Origin of the sequence: Pedobacter aquatilis (genome assembly GCF_030409415.1) — a bacterium.
GTDB classification, from domain to species: Bacteria; Bacteroidota; Bacteroidia; order Sphingobacteriales; family Sphingobacteriaceae; genus Pedobacter; species Pedobacter aquatilis.
Genome location: NZ_JAUFPW010000012.1, coordinates 587539 through 604221, shown reverse-complemented (window position 1 = coordinate 604221; position 16683 = coordinate 587539). Strand labels below are relative to the sequence as shown.

Below are 16683 nucleotides of genomic sequence, written 5' to 3'. Positions count from 1 at the left end.
TGTTCTTTCATCTTTACTCTTTGTTTCTTACTCCTTGTTCTTTGATCTTTGCTCCTTATTTCTTAGTCTTATGCTCCAAATCTCCTGTTCAACAATTCGTAAAACTGATCTACAGTAGCTTGTTTTGCTGCCCAGTTATTTTTACCAGCGTAATTATTTTGTAAAAAACTATCAGCTGATTCAAAATTTGGCATTTTGTTAACGATATCAATTGCTTCCGAATACGCTAAATTATAACCACCAAACAAATCTTTTATAAATAAAAGTTTCTCGTTTAAATTAATTACCTGTTTCAAATCTGCAACTGGCGCTTTAGAAGGCTCTTGAGGTTGTTGGTTAGTTTTAGCCAATAGATCATTCAATGTTGGTGCTTTTGCATCTTCAACAGGTGGCGTTGGTTTAACAGGCACGGCTTGTGGAATAAAAGCAGGTCTATCTTCAACTGCAGGAGCGATAATGGGCTCATCATATTCAACAGGTTTCACAATTTCTACAGGTGTTTCTTCTACTTGATTAAAAAGTGTTTCAACCATTGGTCTCGTTTCAACTTGTTCCTCGTGAGGCAATAAAAATGGCTCAGGCCCCATTTCATCATCATCAGCCGCTAGAGGTTCATTTTCCTGTTGTTCATCTTTTTCCTGAATCCTTTTTTTCTGAGCCAGAATTTCTTCTTCAGCTTTGCTTAATGGTCTATCAAAAATCTCATCAACAGATTTTTGCTCATAGTCAAACTTATCATCCACATTATGATTTCCTAAAACGAATTCAAAAGTATTCTCTTCTTGGTCGGGTTTAAAAAAATCCTTGTGTAAAATATCATCAGCAGTTTCTTGCTGAATTTTTTCCTCATCAAATACTTCCTGTTCAGGCTGAATATCTACCCTGGCTTCTTCTTCTTCGGCCGTAATAACTTCGGGTAATTCTACTGGGTCGAAGCATTCTTCGGCTTCCTTATAACTTTTTACTTCAGGTAAAATTATGGTATTTTGCTGATTTAAAAGATGTGCTGAATCAGTCTCGATGTGTTTATCAGCAGTTTCATCGGGGTTGAGTTTTTTTACAACACGTACATGATCTGCCAAGAAATCAGCATTAGCTAAAAAAAGTTCAACTTCCAAGTGGTTAAGTTTTTCAGGATTTCGAGCTAGAAACTCATACTGCTCATTTAATTCTGTTAAAATGCTACCTACTTTTCTGAAAATATCTCGTTGATTCATCATAAACTATAAACGTTTTTTTTGCTGATTTATGTTTGTAACTAAACATTCAAAAATAACACTTAATTAGTGATATTGAAGTCTTTTGTTCAAAAATCAGCCATCAATAAGAAACACAATCAGAAGTTATGATTTGTTTTAATTACTGGGATTAAGAATTATCATGTGCCGCGGAAATTGCATGCTCAACCCTATCCTTTAATGCCTTTTTGCCATTACTCCATGTTTGTGGTGCAGCTAAATCTTTAATAATATTATCTATTTTTTCTGGCGATTCTGGTAAAACTTCGTAAAGCTCCTTTAATTCATTTACAAGGTTAAATGAGTTCATATCGCCATACCCGCGAAGTTGCTTTACCCGAAAGAGAAAGTTATCCAATGTTTTTAATTTATCTTGATTCTCCATAACTGGGCTAAAAGTAAGTTAGATTCATGCCTTTCAGTATTTGGTTTACACTTACGAAAAAATAAATGGCTTAGATTTTTTAGGAATATTTATCATCAGTATTGGTAATCGTCCATAAGCACAACCATCTAGAACGGTTATCAATCCATACTCTACTGGATGCATATGCCTAGATCATTGCACTTTTAAATAAGCCATAGTCAGGGTATAACTTGCTACCCTCTGCAATTAGTCCGCATTTTCATAGCAAAAGGCGGACTAACTGCGGACTCACTGTGGACATACCCTAAAGAAAACGTAAAGAAGACTACTTACGTATTAGAATAAAGATTGGTGGTAAATTGAATTTCAATCATCCAAGAATCGGGAGATAAAATTAAATCTGCTTCCTCATGAAATCAGATATTTTAATAACTTTGAAACTCATTTAAATTTCTACAGCATAAACTAAACCATGTTATTCAGCGAGCAAAATTTTAGAAGAAGGGGCGAATTTTCGGGCAGTATTGAAGTTGTTTGCGGTTCGATGTTTTCAGGAAAAACTGAGGAATTAATAAGAAGGTTAAAAAGAGCACAGATAGCAAAATTAAATGTAGAAATTTTTAAGCCACGTACAGATACACGTTATCACGATTCTGCTGTCGTTTCTCACGATTTAAATTCAATCAATTCCACACCTGTTGATAGCGCTTCGGCCATTTTGTTGCTTGGAACAAACACACAAGTGGTTGGCATTGATGAGGCTCAGTTTTTTGACAATGAATTACCGGATGTTTGCAATAAACTGGCGATGCGGGGTATAAGGGTAATTGTTGCGGGTTTGGATATGGATTTTACCGGCAAACCATTCGGGCCAATGCCAGGATTAATGGCAATTGCCGAACATGTTACCAAAGTAAACGCTGTGTGTGTTTGCTGTGGCAATCCCGCACTTTACAGCTACAGAACTGTTGAAGACGAATCTACTGTTTTATTGGGCGAGAAAGAAAGTTATGAGCCGCGATGCCGGGCTTGCTACAATATTAATAAGTCCTAAAATATCCTCCAAAAATTATGCAGACTATTCCGATGAAAACTGTTTCTGTTTTAGGTTGCGGCTGGTTTGGTCTTGCCTTCGCAAAGAAACTGATAGAATTGGGTTACGCGGTTAAAGGCTCTACAACAACCGCAGAAAAGTTGCCTCTTTTATCAGAAGCAAATATCCAACCTTATCTGGTAAACTTTACGGCAAATAAAATTGCCGCAGATGTAGCTTTTTTTGATGCTGATGTTTTATTTATTTGCATTCCGCCCAAGCGTAATTCAACTGAATTAAATGACTACCCAATTAAAATTCAAGCCATTATTGATGCTGCAAAAAACAAGAGCAAAAACGTTGTGCTCATCAGCTCTACCAGTATTTACGGCGATGATAATAAAACTGTAAACGAAAATAGTGCAACACAACCCGATACGGCATCTGGAAAAGTTATTCTAAAGGCTGAGGAAATTATTCAGAACCTTTTACCAAAATCTTTTACTATACTTCGCTTCGCGGGATTATTTGGTCCGGAACGAAACCCAGGCAGGTTTTTCGCCGGAAAAACATCAGTTTCAAATGGATTGGCACCAGTAAATCTTATCCACCAGATGGATGCGATTGGCATTGCCCTTTCCATTATCGAAAAGCAGGCTTTCGGTCGGGTTTACAATGCTTGTGCACCGCAGCATCCAACAAAAAAGGAATTTTATACCGATGCTGCCGCAAAAACTGGATTAGAAAAACCTGAATTTATAGCCGAAAAAACGAGTTGGAAAGTTATTGAGAGTGAAAATGTTTTAGCCTTTTTAGATTACAAATTTGAGGTGAACATTTAAGCAATCGCTAAAAGGAACTTACGAAGTTTATTGGGCGCTTAAAGAAAACTTTGTAAGTCTATTTTCAGCCTTAAAAACCTTTTTGAGGGGATTGTTATGCACTAAACGTTGTAACTAAACCCGATATAAATGGAAATACTTTTAAAAATTGCAGCAACTTTTTAAAACACGACTACCTTAGGTTTTTAAAAGATTGTAGTGTTTAGCGGGCCGGAAAGCCGATAGTAATTCTGCCCTTTAATTTTCTAGCAATAACCAAACTGAATAATAAGAGAAAGAAATTAACTTAACAAACCCAACAATTCTTTCTTGGTTAAGCCTTTTAAGAAACTTCCATCACTCTGAATTAAATTTTTAACCAAATCCTTTTTAACCGACTGCAGTTTCATAATCTTTTCTTCAATCGTATCCGGACAAATCAACCGAACGGCCATTACATTTTTATGCTGACCAATGCGATAAGCCCTATCAATCGCCTGGTTTTCTACAGCTGGATTCCACCACGGGTCGACCAGGTAAACATAATCTGCCTGGGTTAAATTTAAGCCAGTTCCACCGGCCTTTAAACTAATTAGGAAAACCGGAATGGAGGTGTTCGACTGAAAATCTCGCACTACTTCTTCCCTGTTTTTGGTTTGCCCGGTTAAATATTGAAAGTTAACTTCCTTTTCTATTAACCTCTTTTTAATTAAATCTAACATGCCCACAAATTGAGAGAAAATCAGAATCTTGTGTTTTTGTGCCTTACTTTCAATTTGCTCAATCAACACTTCAATTTTGGAGGAAGCCTGCACATAAGATTTTCCATCAGCAAGTAAGGCTGCCGAATTACAAATTTGCCTTAAGCGAGTGATGCTCCTTAATACGTGCATCGAACTTTTTGGTAGTTCATCTTCAGTTTTACCTAAAATATAATCCTGAATTTCCTTTTTATTGGCTTCATAAACATCCCTTTGTTCCGTTCCCATCTCACAATACAAGGTAATTTCTGTTTTGTCGGGCAGCTCTTTGGCAACCTGTTCTTTTGTTCGCCTTAAAATAAAAGGTCGGATTTTACTTTGAAGTTCCTTCGCTCGTTTACTATCCTTAAACTGATCAATGGGTGTAGAATATAAATCGGCAAACTGCTGTTTGCTTCCAAATAAACCCGGACAAGCGAAAGAGAGTTGTCCGTACAAATCGAAGGTATTATTTTCTATCGGTGTTCCGGTTATGGCCACTTTATTTCTGGATTGAAGCATCCTAACCGTTTTGTAACGTTGCGATTCGGGGTTTTTAATGTTCTGTGATTCATCCAGGAAAATATAATTAAAACGGAAATCTTTGAGGAAACGTATATCAGAAAGCAGCGTTCCGTATGAAGTTAAAATCACCTCGAAATGATTAAAATCTGTTGTAACCTTTACCCGTTCGCTGCCATAAATGGTTTTAACCTGAACGGATGGCGCAAACCTTTCAATCTCCGCTTTCCAGTTGAAAATTAAAGAAGCCGGAACTACGATTAGATTTGTATTATGCTCAACTTTTTCCCTTTGCGATAAAATAAAAGCGATTACCTGAATGGTTTTCCCCAAACCCATATCATCGGCCAAAACAGAGCCGAAGTTAAAATCATCGAGGAAATTTAACCAGTTTAACCCTTCGTGTTGGTATGGCCGGAGTTTAGTTTTAAGTGCTTTCGGTACATTCGAAACCTGAATATGCTCCGGACTGTTAAACTTTTTCTTTAGTAAACTGATTTCATTTTTAACATCGCCATCAAGCAAAGCATCCTCATACAAATCATTTATAGAAGCAAATTTTATCTTCGGTGTAAGTAGAGTTTCCTCAGCAATTTCAGCTGCATTGAAATAATTGGTAAACTTTTCAATCCACTCTTCCGGCAAGATGCCTAGAGTTCCATCATCTAGTGTTACAAATTTACTCTTGTTGCGTATTGATTTATGCAGGTACTTTAAAGCTACTTTCTGCTTGCCAAACTTTACCTTAACCTTTGTTTCAAACCAATCTGTTCCGCTTAAAACCTCAATATTAATTTCGGGTTTATGTTCGTTAAGCTTATTGTTTTTAAGTTGATTGAAGCCTAAAATATGAATGTCTTTTTTTCTCCATGCATCAAATGCATTTAAAAACCAAAGTTCTTCCAGAAACCTTTTTCTGTGGAGATAATAAGATTCGTTTGTTTCCTGATCGTAGAAATATGGGTGTTGCCTTATTACATCTGCCGCAAACTGGAGTTCGGCGTCCTCATCACGATGAAGGGTAAACACATTGCCAAACTTATCCTGAGCCTGAATTTTCTTTTTTGATAAAACCGGAATTTCCAGGTTACCGTATTTCATTACAGGTGTAATCAATATATAATCTTCAGATTCTGAAAGATAAACCAACTTTTCATTCTCCAAATCGAAACCTTTCTCTTCAATTTGTTTTGGCGTTGCAGGTTTCAGGTACGAATAATCAACATGAATATTACCTTCTAACGGAATAAGAATAGTTCGCTGAAATTCTTCATATTTATTTTTATGGATAACGATTCGGTTGCTTTGCCTGATGAAAAAACCAATAACCCGAACAAAATCAGGCTTTCCAATTAAATACAATTGATTGTTTAGCTGTACAAAATATTGATATTTTATGGCCAGATTATCCAGTTGATAATCATTTCCGTTGATGAACAAACGACCGGTAATCTCAAAGAAATCATCTTTCTGATTAACCTGTAACCTTAAATCCATATCAAGCAAATGGATATTAATGGGGATTACAGAAGATGCCTGAATATTTACAGAACGCTTTTCATCATGCAAATAAACAGGAATAGCCAATGGATTTTTAGCTATCGCGATAAGGGCTTCCAACTCTACATCGATTGCTTCGGTAGCATAATTTTGATGAAAGCGACTCACACCACTAAAGTATTTCAGTGCTTCACTTTGCTCGGTTTTAAAAACTAAATCTGCGGGGTTTATTGCCTTGAACGGATTTTTAACTTTGCCACTTTTCGTAATCTCGGCCTCAAATAAATTTAAAGTTAAATTGCCATAATAACGATGCGGACCAAGTACCAGAATCAGTTTAGCATTATCGGGATGTAGATGCTGTGCTGCAAATTTATTTTTTTTAACAGGAAGTAAGGCTGTTTGTAAATTCTGCTGCATCTCTGCATTAAAACCCTGTAAGGATTTATTTTTGGGTTTAATCTGTAAGCTTTGCTGCTCAATAGTCAGGTCGAAAAATTGGTCGAGGTCTGATTCCTTTTCCAAACCATAATCGGCTGCTACTTTTACTAATTTCTGTCGACGCAGATTTTCATCAAAAAAAACCAGCAACTCATCACGCTTTAAAATATTATATAAAGTTTGCGCCTGATGAAGGCAAAGTTTGGTTTTTGGTGTTTCACATCTGCATGTGAGCTTTACAGAAGACTCATTTTGTTGAACCAATACAACCGGAAAATAATCATCGGCGTTTGGAAAGCTAAAAGCTGCAAAATTTATTTCGATTTGCGTTGCTTCTAAATTGTAAAAACTTTTTGTATCGGTGAATACCTGTTGATTTAAATGCTTTAAAATAAAGGTTTGATTAAGGCTTTTTAAATTGAAATCTGGTAAAATATAATCATACAGATTTGCTTCTCCTTCATCATTACCGATATTATTTTCCTGCATTTAATAGTTAACTATAAGGAAATAAAAGTAAGACATTTTAATCCGTATTTAAAGCTTTAGCGTGCTAAAGAAATTTTTCTTCGTATTAACCTTAGGCAAAATTGACTGTATTGCTTCGCCAACCTCAACAGGCAAATCAGATTCAAGAACATCTGCACCCTGCAAAAACGTTGTTCTGTATTGCTCGGCTCTATCCTTTTTGTCTGCAAGCTTATCAAAGCTCGGGGCGGCAGAAATCATACACATTACCCCTTTGCTGTGAAGCATTTTAAATAATTCTGCGTTTTCAGGTTTATTCACAGAACCAATGTAGGCAATCATATTTTTCCAGGGAATGCCTGCTGCTTCATATTCATCAAAGGCAGCCTTTGTTTTTACGAAGGCAGAAAACATAGTTTCCGGATTTTTATCAAAGTAAAATTTAGCATGTTTAGCATCATGCACAGTAATCATTATTACTTTATTTGGATGCTCGGCCATTATTTTCTGTTGTAAGGCAAAAGGTACATCCTTTTTATCGAGGTTTAAAATGGTTTTACCCTTGCTCCAATCTATGGCTTCTTTTAAGGTTGGAATTTTAAAATCCGTAACATTACCATCAATATCTTTTAACCTGAGCTTTTGCAATTCGGCATAAGTGTAATCTGCAACCTTCCCGGTACCATTTGTTGTTCTGTTTAAGGTTGCATCATGCATCAAAACCACAACACTGTCTTTGGTTAATCTCGGGTCTACCTCAAAAAAAGCGGGCGTGTAACTTAAAGTATGCTCAAAAGCTTCAATACTATTTTCTGGGAAGCCTTTAACCGTTCCGCCGCGATGCCCGCTAATGATGGGAATATTTTTACCAGTATATTTAAAAAATGCCTGAAGTTGCTTAGCATTATCAATTTTAAGCACGTTAATATTTTGCTGCGCCTTTAAATTAAACGGTAAGAGAAAAATAAACGCATAAAAAAAACCAGAATTGAATTTCATATTTAAAAATAGTAAAATCCAATTCTAGTTAAATATTGTAACCAGAATATTAAGCTGGTATTAAATCGTTTTCTAAACTAATAATCCTTTTAAATCGGCTGGCGAATAATTAATTGATTTTAGGGTTTTATCATCGGCCTTTCTAAAAACCAAAAACAATCCGTCAATTTCTTTATAGTATGATTCTGTATTATCCTTATCTAAATAAAACTGAATGGTTTGTTCGGCTTCTTCAACCGTTTTACAAGCTTTGCTCATATTTGAACGGTGAACCTCATCAAAAAGGGTCTTAAACTTGCCACCTAAACCAAATTCGTGAATGGCACCTGCCAATACGTATTGCAAATCGCAAAGCGCATCTGCAACTTCAATTAAATCATCGTTATCAACCGCTTCCTGTAATTCTTTCAATTCTTCAGCTAAAAGCGATATTCTCAAATTAGCCCTTTGTTTAGAAGGAATAACCGGAGTTTCTAAAATTGGATGTTTAAAGGTAGTGTGAAATTCTGCAACCTGATTTAATGAATTCGTTTCTTGCATGGCAATGTTTGGTTTTTAAAGCAACAAAGTTAAAAATATTGTTTACTTATTTTCCCTAACAATTTTAAAAAACCCTTCTCTATAGGTATCTCCTATCGGGATAGACTGTTCGCCAATATAAAGCGCATTACCATCAATCATTTTAATCTTTTCGAGCGAAATAATATACGATTTATGTACCCTGTAAAATGGTGGTTGCGGCAATTGGGTTTCCAATTCGCGAAGTGACTGGTAAGTGATTATTCTTTGATTAGCCGTGTAAACCGATATGTAATTTTTCAAGCCTTCTATGTAAAGAATTTCGTTATAATTTACCTTTATAAATTTATTCTTGGTATCGCCTTTAATAAAAATATAATCGCTTGTGGCTGCAGGCGCATTTACAATTTCAACCTTTGCAGGCGAAATTATTTGCTGTGCCTTTTGTGCTGCTTTATAAAACCGCTCGTAAGAAATCGGCTTTAATAAATAATCAACAACATCAAATTCAAAACCGTCAAGGGCATATTCCGGATAGGCGGTAGTTAAGATCACCTTACACTTATCGCCACAAATTTTCATAAACTGAATACCAGTTAATTCGGGCATTTGTATATCAAGGAAAACTAAATCAACCATACCATTCTGAACCATGTTCAGCGCTTCAAAAGCATTAGTTGTTGTACCTACAAGTTCTAAAAATTGGGTTTTTGAAATAAAAGAGGCGATAATATCTGATGCGTAAGATTCATCATCAACAGCAAGGCAGCGAATCATAGTTAAAGGTTTATTGTTAGAGTTGTTTTATAAGTATTTCCATTGTTTGATATGAGCAAATCGTGTTGTTCCGGATAAATTAAATCCAATCTGCGGTGGATATTGACCAGTCCGATACCACTCGAATGGTCTTTTTGCGCATGACTGATTTTATTGCTCACTTCAAAGCTTAATCTTTTTTGCTGTACCTTTAACCGAATACGTACCGGATGTTTCTCATCATTTACAACGCCATGCTTAAAAGCATTCTCTAAGAAAGGAATCAGCACCAAGGCTGCAATCTTTTGTTCTTCAATACCCTCTGATTTAAAATCGACATAAAATTTTGGCTCAAAACGCATTCTAAAAAGTTCTATATAACTTTCCAGGTAATCAACTTCCTTATTCAGGCTAACTTTTCCATCCGGACTTTCATTCAGTGTGTACCGCATCAAATCTGACAATCGAAGCACCGCATTTGCCAATTTATCTGAAACAGGAATCGCTAGCGAGTATACATAATTTAAGGTATTATACAAAAAATGAGGATTAATTTGCGACTTCAAAAAGGCTAGTTCCGATTTAACCACCTCATCTTTCAGTTTACGGTTGGCAATTTCAGTTTTGAAATTTTGCTGCACCGCATAAACCGCAGCTGGAATAACCAGATATGATGTACCGTAATATATATTATCTAAAATATAACTTATTGCTGTAGTTTGATCAGAATAATTATGAAAGCCGAACCATTTTAAATACAAAATCTCTTCAATAAGATATCGCAAAGCGATGAAAATAAATAATGTAAAAATAAGCCCCAAAATTAACTGCGGTATTTTACCCTTTTTTAAAAAGCGTGGATAAACCCACAAATAGCAGATATAAAATTCTATGATTTGGATAATTGTCATGGATATGCCTAAAGCAATACTGCCGAAGCTAGCCGACTCCACCAGATAACCACTATACTGATAGCCAAGAATTAGCAACCAACAAGCAATGTGTATTAAAATAACTTTTGTTTGTTTCATGCTATAAAACTATATAAACCTTTTCAAAGGTTAAATCTTCTTATCCAAAAGCCGAAAAACTTTATCCCAACGGGCTGATTTCATAGATAAAATGGCTAAAGTAATAAATCCCGTTTGGGATAAAAATTTGACCTGTTGGGATTATTTTATTCTCCCGACAAAGCTTATTCAACAACTTTGAACCATCAAATAAACGAATAGATATGAAGACCACATTTAAAACCTTAGCTTTATTAATTGCTTTTACAGCCAATTACTATACTTCCTTTGGCCAGAAGCAAGAAGTGTTATTGATAGGCACTTTCCATTATAACAATCCAAATTTTGATGCCGTTAAAACAGATGCCTTTGATGTTTTGGGAGACAAATCACAGAGAGAATTAGAGCAGATAAGCGATAAAATTAAACAATACAATCCCGATAAGATTTTTGTAGAATGGAACTTTGATAAGCAAGCAAAATTAGATTCCTTATACCAATTATATCTCGATGGGAAGTATGATAAATTTATCAAAGAAAAATATAAAAATGCGGATGATTTAGCTTTTTACAAAGAAAACGAAATCTTTCAATTGGCTTTCAGGGCTGCAAAGAAAAGCAATTTAGCAAAGGTAAATGGAATAGATTATTACATCGATTTGCCTTTTGACACGGTAATGAATTCGATTAAATCTGCAAAGCAAAAAGAGTTGATGAATGAAATTAATGCTTTTGTGAAAAAATCTGGTGAGGAAGCAAACCTTAAACGAAAAACTATGAGTTTAACAGAACTGATGCTCGATTTAAATACTCCTGCTGCAAGAAAAGCTAATGCAGGTTTTTATCTTAAAGCGATTAACAAAGCAGGTAGCAATGAAAGTTTTGCTGGTGCTTATTCCGTTTCGGAGTGGTATCGTCGTAATTTATACATGTATTCTTTGGTGCAGAAGTTAACACAATCAACCGATAAAAAAATTGTAATTCTTTTAGGCTCTGGACATATATCGATGATTAAAGAGTTTATTAACTTGGAAGATAAATTTAAAATTGTAGAACTTAAGGATGTGCTAAAGTAAATCAGAAAGTTTACTGGTGTTGTAATTTACAGCACCAGTAACATCCATACATTACAGGCAAAATGACCAGAATTACCTAAAGGACCGCTTAAGTTTTTAAACCCAGCCTTTTCATACATTCCAATTGCTGTATTGAGTTCTGGAAATGATTCCAGATAAACTTCGTTATAGCCGAACTGTTGGGCAGATTCGATACTTTTCTGCATTAATAATTTCCCAACACCTCTACCACGGGCCTCAGCTGAAACATAGAACTTTACCAATTCTACACAGCCATCAGGCAAACCATCAGTTGGATAAATGCCGCAACCACCTAAAATTATCCCATTTTCTTCTGCAAGCCAATATACGGCACCGTCCTTCTGAAACAATTCGTAAAGTGAATCCGTCGTCGGGTCTGTATAAACTGTACCAGGTTTATCAATTTTAAATTCTCTGAAAATAACCCTTATTAATTCTGCAATTACGGGATTATCTAGCTGTTCTATTTGTCTGGTTTGAATGGGCATAAGTTTTTAACGGATATAATGCTTTGGCAACATTGTGTTAACATAACAAAGGTACATTTACTTATAATTTATTTTTATTTATGAATCAGATTTTCAGCTTATTTATACCGAAAGACCGAACCTTCCAGCCACTTTTTGAAACAGGGGCAAAAAATCTGACCAATATTTCAGAAGCACTTGTACTTTATTTGCGTTCTAAAGAGCAATCTGAAAAAAGCAGATTATCAAAAGAAATAAAAAATATGGAACTGCTTGGAGATAAAGCAACCGATACCATTTACGAAGAACTTAACAATAATTTTATTGTTCCATTTGATAGGCAAGATGTGCATTTACTGGCTACGAATATTGATGATATTGCTGATGAAATTCTTTCCATATTAACAAAGATTGAACTTTATCAACTGGTTGATTTTAAAGAGCCTATTGTAAAATTTGCGGAGATTATTTTTAAAATGTGCTCAATGCTTGAATTTGCTATTATTGAAATCAAAAACTTCAAAAACAAGCAAACCATTATTGATATCTGCAAGGATGTAAGCCAATTAGAAAGCAAAGCCGATAGACTTTATGAGCAATCTGTTTCAATATTATTCGAAAGTGAATTTGATGCCATAATTTTAATCAGGCAATCGGAAGTGTTGGCTTTACTAGAAAACACAACAGATAAATGCGGCGATTTAGCTACAACCATTGAAACTATCTTTTTAAAAAATGCCTAAATCAAAGCATTAGCAGATGCGCTGAGCTTAAAAGATTGCATAATATCAAAACAAAAGGCAGATAAAATTTCTTTGTTATATAAAAGATATTATGGAAAATCAAGACAATAAACTTAGCCCAAAGCCGTCTGATGATGCGCAGTCTTTAGTAGAAACAATTATCCCATCTACAGAAACCGAAGAAAGCAAAACCACTGAAGTAAAACATAAAATTTCTTTAGAAACACCTCAAAAACCAGTTGATAAAAAGGAGGAGGCCACGGATCAAAAAGATGGTTCTGAAAAAGAGGAAAGCGTAGATGAAGCTGAAACTGTAGAAAATAAAACAGAAGAAACTACTGATAAGGATTCAGAAGTAAAAACTGAAAGCCCGGAAGATGAATCGGAGGAAATAAAAGATAAAGAACCGAAAAAGGAAACGGAAACTTCATCAAAAGATAAAAAAGAAGGTACAGATGAAGGCGATAAAATAGAAACTGTTGCACCATAATGTATTTGGCGAGATAATTGTTATACCGCTGAAATAGTTTACTAATTTGGCATTATGACACACATGAAAAAAACACTATTATTTTGCTTTTTAACCATCTCGATATTTGGTTGCGGCATAAATAAGCAAGCACAGCAGATAAAAGCTTTAGAAGCCTGTACCTACAAAATTAAGAATGTTAATTCGATTACTCTAGCGGGAACAGATTTAACCAGGCTGATTAATCAGCAAGACTTTAATATTAGTAGTTTGCCAGGCGTTGCTTTAGGTTTATTAAGGAAAGATATACCCTTAAGGGCAAACTTGAATCTGGAGATTACAAATCCATCTGCGAATCTGGCTGCGATAAACCAGTTTGAATATAAAATATTGGTAAATAATACAGATTTAGCGGAGGGTATTGTTAATCAGGCCGTGAGTATACCTCAAGGACAAACGGTAACCGTGCCTGTGCAAATGGGAAGTAACATTTATGGCTTAATCTCTAATGTAAACGTATTGAACGACATTATTAAAGCCGCACAAAAAGGCACTAAAAGCGATGAAAAACTAGGTTTGTTAACAATTAAGATTAAGCCGACCATTATGTTAGGCAATATGCCTGTTAAATATCCAGGGTATATTACCATTAATAAAGATATAAGCAGCAAAATTTTATTGTAAAACTTCGTAAGTGAAGTTTTTTTTACAAAAACCTTCAACGCAGATTCAAAATGACAAAATCATCATGCTGAATCTGCGTTTTTTTACATCTCTTTAAATTGGTGGGAAACTAGGTATTAAAACTTTTTAGCAGGCTCTTTAACCATTCCTTTAAAGCTATTTTGGTCTAGTTGTTCTGAAACCAATTTTATTTCGGTACTTGAAAGCCTTTGAGGCATCGTAGTAGAGTTTGCACTTAAGCTTGCGGTTTTGGCTGCCGAGGTTACAAAAGTTCCATTTTTGGCATAGTTTAAGGCATAGCCGAGTAACGTTTCAGTTTCGTCACCCCAGGCTTTGGTTAAATCTTCGTAAGCTTCCTTATCAACCATTAAGCCAGAATAATAACCACCAACACCCAGTTGGTTTTTCGTTTCAAACTCAGGAATATACATTTCAAGTTTATCAATTTTAACAGGAAAAAAACCAACTGGCTTACCATAAGTTTTGGTTCCGATTAACTTTACATCCATTACAGGCTTTAAGCTGTTAACGGTTAATTCACTCGCCGAAGCTGTGGCATCTGTAACTATAAAATATACTCTACTTAAATTTAATGCACCAGATTTAGCAAAGCGCTCAATATTATCTGCAGAGGTTGATGAATAATCTAAATCTGCATAGGTAGCGTATTTACCGTTAACACCGCCTGTGTAATTTTGCAACTTCCCTTGTCCATCTAGTATAGGTTGGTGAGCCAATACAGAAGCTTTTCTTTGAGCCGTTGTTAATCCCTGCAGATAAGAATTATAATGCGTTACATACATTACATTTCCATTCTGAGCTGCAGGTGCTAAAATATCTATAATTTGTGCAGCTGTACTTACATAACCACCACCATTGTAACGAAGATCTACAATAACTTCACTAACACCTTGAGTGGCAAAATTCGCGAACGTTGAGCTTATTGCTGCTGAGGCGTTATTTGTAAAACTATTAAATACAATATACCCTACTTTCTTTGTTCCCGCCGTATAAACATTTGTGAACAAAATTGGGTTAAGCGTATAAGTTGCTTTAGTAACGGTAACGCCTTTTGTATTTCCTGCCAAATCTGTAAAGGTTAAACTTATCGAGCTATTCGAACCGAAAAGCGCATCATTTAAAAATGAAACAGTAGCAGAACTATATAATAAATTGGTTCGTCCGTTAATAGCAGTTAACCTACTGCCTCTTGATAATCCTTGCTGGCTTGCCGGAGAATTAGGGTATACATATTTCACCCTTAAATCTGAAGTCGTATTATATAAAATAGAAAAACCGAAATCAGTTTCTGTACCATTTAAATCTGCTTTGAGCGCAGCTGTTTTGCCTGTAGCGCCGTAATCAAAAAAAGAGTATTTTGGAGATGTACTATTGTTAACATATTCGTAAGGTAAACCAGTTTCCGGATTCTTAGAATACTGTGTTAATGCATATAATTCTGTTTCGTTGCTGCTAAAACTACGCGGTTTAAAAACATCATAGGTTGGAAGGGATGTATTCCAGAAATATAGTTCTTTAGAATACAAGAAGATAGAATCTTTAGTCAATTCATCTCTAGTGCCAGTAGCCACTACGGGAGGTGTTGGCGTTACTTCGGGAGGCGTACTTGTTTTTTTACAAGCGAACAAAACAGATATGCCGAATGTTAAAAGAAATAATATTAATCTTGAGTTATTACTTTTCATAAATTATTGATTGTCAAATCAGTATAATACATATACGTAAAACACCAGCTAAAAGTTTGTTGCAGTGATATTACAACAATTTTATGACTTAAATATAATCATAACTAACGGTTAAAACTATAATGTATCAATGTACGAGAGAAAGAGTATCGGCGAAGTTTGAAAAACAAAAAAGCCTTTCAATCGCTGAAAGGCCTTCTGTTGTAACAATAGGATGAGATGTTACGTATCATTTCAGTCCTTCTACCAACTGAAATATTTTAAAACGGTCGCTAAAATAGCAAACAACCAAAACAACTAATTGATAAAAAAGAAACACTAATCCAATTAATAATCTATTCAATTCTCCCCTGATTAGGGTTTAAATTGCCTAGATTGTTTAGAGCGTGTTCTTTATATAATGCTGTAAACTTATTAAAGATATTGCTGCCAAAATACTAAAGTAGATGAAGTATCCCATTTAGTAGATGTGCAGTATTTTAAATTAGATTGTAAGCGAATATCAAAAATCAAATATAACAAAAATATGCATTTTTAATGCTAGTCAAACGTTTGTTTAAATTTTTATCCTGAATGTGATTTTGAACCCCCAACCCCTTTATTTGTCGCATTTACACCCTACATCTTTTTTTTATTTATCCGATATTTACTTAAAAACATTAAATACCTAAACCCATGGAAACATTAGAATTTGCTAAAAATATTAAGGCTACTCCTGAAAAAGTCTGGAGTATTTTATTTGGGGAGAAAACTTACGAGCAATGGACATCGGCATTTGCCGAAAACTCAACTGTAGAAACCGACTGGAAAAAGGGGAGCAAAGCCGTATTTGGTGATGGTACCGGAAATGGTATGATTGCCAGAATTAAAGAAAATATCCAAAATGAGTATTTATCAATAGAGCATCTTGGTGAAATTAAAGATGGCAAAGAAAACTATGATAATGATTGGGCCGGAACATTGGAGAATTATACACTTGAGCCAACAAATGATGGTACACTTTTAAAAATAGATATTGGCGTTCAGCATGAATGGAAGGACTATTTTAACCAAGCCTGGCCAAAAGCATTGGATAAGGTTGCTGAATTGGCGGAAGGGTAGCT

General features: G+C 35.1%; 16 protein-coding genes. 7 read left to right on the top strand and 9 right to left on the bottom strand.

Features of this window, described 5'->3' with window-relative positions:
* Nucleotides 1–68 precede the first annotated feature (68 nt).
* Both QWY86_RS06675 and QWY86_RS06670 read right to left on the bottom strand, forming a co-directional pair.
* Nucleotides 69–1220 carry a DUF8457 domain-containing protein gene (locus tag QWY86_RS06675; protein ID WP_290240054.1) on the bottom strand — a complete coding sequence of 384 codons (1152 nt, stop codon included), beginning with the start codon at nt 1218–1220 and terminating at the stop codon, nt 69–71.
* A gap of 148 nt (nt 1221–1368) precedes the next feature.
* Nucleotides 1369–1623, bottom strand: a complete 255-nt coding sequence (locus QWY86_RS06670; RefSeq protein WP_290240052.1) for a hypothetical protein — start codon at nt 1621–1623, stop codon at nt 1369–1371.
* Between the two features lie 454 nt (nt 1624–2077).
* Between QWY86_RS06670 and QWY86_RS06665 the strand changes: the two genes are divergently transcribed.
* Together QWY86_RS06665 and QWY86_RS06660 are read left to right on the top strand one after the other, a co-directional pair.
* Nucleotides 2078–2659 carry a thymidine kinase gene (locus QWY86_RS06665; RefSeq protein WP_290240050.1) on the top strand — a complete coding sequence of 194 codons (582 nt, stop codon included), beginning with the start codon at nt 2078–2080 and terminating at the stop codon, nt 2657–2659.
* 17 nt (nt 2660–2676) lie between these two features.
* Nucleotides 2677–3480, top strand: a complete 804-nt coding sequence (locus QWY86_RS06660) for an SDR family oxidoreductase (protein ID WP_290240048.1) — start codon at nt 2677–2679, stop codon at nt 3478–3480.
* A gap of 281 nt (nt 3481–3761) precedes the next feature.
* On the opposite strand, the gene QWY86_RS06655 is transcribed toward QWY86_RS06660, so the two are convergent.
* The 5 genes from QWY86_RS06655 to QWY86_RS06635 form a co-directional block, all read right to left on the bottom strand.
* Nucleotides 3762–7151 carry a DEAD/DEAH box helicase gene (locus QWY86_RS06655; protein WP_290240046.1) on the bottom strand — a complete coding sequence of 1130 codons (3390 nt, stop codon included), beginning with the start codon at nt 7149–7151 and terminating at the stop codon, nt 3762–3764.
* 48 nt (nt 7152–7199) lie between these two features.
* Nucleotides 7200–8129 carry a glycerophosphodiester phosphodiesterase family protein gene (locus QWY86_RS06650; protein ID WP_290240044.1) on the bottom strand — a complete coding sequence of 310 codons (930 nt, stop codon included), beginning with the start codon at nt 8127–8129 and terminating at the stop codon, nt 7200–7202.
* Nucleotides 8130–8201: 72 nt separating this feature from the next.
* Complete coding sequence (locus QWY86_RS06645; protein WP_290240042.1) at nt 8202–8669, bottom strand: pyrophosphohydrolase domain-containing protein; 468 nt, start codon at nt 8667–8669, stop codon at nt 8202–8204.
* A 42-nt stretch (nt 8670–8711) separates the two neighbouring features.
* Nucleotides 8712–9425 (bottom strand): LytR/AlgR family response regulator transcription factor, encoded by a 714-nt coding sequence (locus QWY86_RS06640; RefSeq protein ID WP_290240040.1) that lies wholly within the window; start codon nt 9423–9425, stop codon nt 8712–8714.
* 2 nt (nt 9426–9427) lie between these two features.
* Nucleotides 9428–10435, bottom strand: coding sequence for a sensor histidine kinase (locus QWY86_RS06635; protein WP_290240039.1), 1008 nt, complete (start codon nt 10433–10435; stop codon nt 9428–9430).
* Between the two features lie 203 nt (nt 10436–10638).
* On the opposite strand from QWY86_RS06635, the gene QWY86_RS06630 reads away from it, so the two are divergent.
* Nucleotides 10639–11490: a DUF5694 domain-containing protein gene (locus QWY86_RS06630; protein ID WP_290240037.1), complete on the top strand. Its 852-nt coding sequence runs from the start codon at nt 10639–10641 to the stop codon at nt 11488–11490.
* Nucleotides 11491–11516: 26 nt separating this feature from the next.
* Here QWY86_RS06630 and QWY86_RS06625 read toward each other — a convergent pair whose 3' ends face one another.
* A complete protein-coding gene (locus QWY86_RS06625; RefSeq protein ID WP_290240034.1) occupies nt 11517–11999 on the bottom strand; it encodes a GNAT family N-acetyltransferase in 483 nt (160 codons plus the stop codon).
* A gap of 80 nt (nt 12000–12079) precedes the next feature.
* On the opposite strand from QWY86_RS06625, the gene QWY86_RS06620 reads away from it, so the two are divergent.
* From QWY86_RS06620 to QWY86_RS06610, 3 genes are all read left to right on the top strand, one after another.
* On the top strand, nt 12080–12721 hold the full coding sequence (locus tag QWY86_RS06620; protein WP_290240033.1) for a DUF47 domain-containing protein: 642 nt from the start codon (nt 12080–12082) through the stop codon (nt 12719–12721).
* Nucleotides 12722–12812: 91 nt separating this feature from the next.
* Nucleotides 12813–13211, top strand: a complete 399-nt coding sequence (locus tag QWY86_RS06615; protein WP_290240032.1) for a hypothetical protein — start codon at nt 12813–12815, stop codon at nt 13209–13211.
* A gap of 63 nt (nt 13212–13274) precedes the next feature.
* The gene (locus QWY86_RS06610; RefSeq protein WP_290240030.1) at nt 13275–13874 is read left to right on the top strand and encodes a hypothetical protein; all 600 of its coding nucleotides are present in this window, start codon (nt 13275–13277) and stop codon (nt 13872–13874) included.
* 116 nt (nt 13875–13990) lie between these two features.
* On the opposite strand, the gene QWY86_RS06605 is transcribed toward QWY86_RS06610, so the two are convergent.
* The gene (locus QWY86_RS06605) at nt 13991–15580 is read right to left on the bottom strand and encodes a S41 family peptidase (protein WP_290240028.1); all 1590 of its coding nucleotides are present in this window, start codon (nt 15578–15580) and stop codon (nt 13991–13993) included.
* Between the two features lie 675 nt (nt 15581–16255).
* Here QWY86_RS06605 and QWY86_RS06600 point away from each other — a divergent pair.
* On the top strand, nt 16256–16681 hold the full coding sequence (locus tag QWY86_RS06600; protein ID WP_290240026.1) for an SRPBCC family protein: 426 nt from the start codon (nt 16256–16258) through the stop codon (nt 16679–16681).
* Nucleotides 16682–16683 lie beyond the last annotated feature (2 nt).

What these genes read in the sequence shown, in the direction of transcription:
- QWY86_RS06675 (WP_290240054.1), bottom strand. Translation starts at nt 1,220, where the DNA reads ATGATGAATCAACGAGATATTTTCAGAAAAGTAGGTAGCATTTTAACA.
- QWY86_RS06670 (WP_290240052.1), bottom strand. Translation starts at nt 1,623, where the DNA reads ATGGAGAATCAAGATAAATTAAAAACATTGGATAACTTTCTCTTTCGG.
- QWY86_RS06665 (WP_290240050.1), top strand. Translation starts at nt 2,078, where the DNA reads ATGTTATTCAGCGAGCAAAATTTTAGAAGAAGGGGCGAATTTTCGGGC.
- QWY86_RS06660 (WP_290240048.1), top strand. Translation starts at nt 2,677, where the DNA reads ATGCAGACTATTCCGATGAAAACTGTTTCTGTTTTAGGTTGCGGCTGG.
- QWY86_RS06655 (WP_290240046.1), bottom strand. Translation starts at nt 7,151, where the DNA reads ATGCAGGAAAATAATATCGGTAATGATGAAGGAGAAGCAAATCTGTAT.
- QWY86_RS06650 (WP_290240044.1), bottom strand. Translation starts at nt 8,129, where the DNA reads ATGAAATTCAATTCTGGTTTTTTTTATGCGTTTATTTTTCTCTTACCG.
- QWY86_RS06645 (WP_290240042.1), bottom strand. Translation starts at nt 8,669, where the DNA reads ATGCAAGAAACGAATTCATTAAATCAGGTTGCAGAATTTCACACTACC.
- QWY86_RS06640 (WP_290240040.1), bottom strand. Translation starts at nt 9,425, where the DNA reads ATGATTCGCTGCCTTGCTGTTGATGATGAATCTTACGCATCAGATATT.
- QWY86_RS06635 (WP_290240039.1), bottom strand. Translation starts at nt 10,435, where the DNA reads ATGAAACAAACAAAAGTTATTTTAATACACATTGCTTGTTGGTTGCTA.
- QWY86_RS06630 (WP_290240037.1), top strand. Translation starts at nt 10,639, where the DNA reads ATGAAGACCACATTTAAAACCTTAGCTTTATTAATTGCTTTTACAGCC.
- QWY86_RS06625 (WP_290240034.1), bottom strand. Translation starts at nt 11,999, where the DNA reads ATGCCCATTCAAACCAGACAAATAGAACAGCTAGATAATCCCGTAATT.
- QWY86_RS06620 (WP_290240033.1), top strand. Translation starts at nt 12,080, where the DNA reads ATGAATCAGATTTTCAGCTTATTTATACCGAAAGACCGAACCTTCCAG.
- QWY86_RS06615 (WP_290240032.1), top strand. Translation starts at nt 12,813, where the DNA reads ATGGAAAATCAAGACAATAAACTTAGCCCAAAGCCGTCTGATGATGCG.
- QWY86_RS06610 (WP_290240030.1), top strand. Translation starts at nt 13,275, where the DNA reads ATGAAAAAAACACTATTATTTTGCTTTTTAACCATCTCGATATTTGGT.
- QWY86_RS06605 (WP_290240028.1), bottom strand. Translation starts at nt 15,580, where the DNA reads ATGAAAAGTAATAACTCAAGATTAATATTATTTCTTTTAACATTCGGC.
- QWY86_RS06600 (WP_290240026.1), top strand. Translation starts at nt 16,256, where the DNA reads ATGGAAACATTAGAATTTGCTAAAAATATTAAGGCTACTCCTGAAAAA.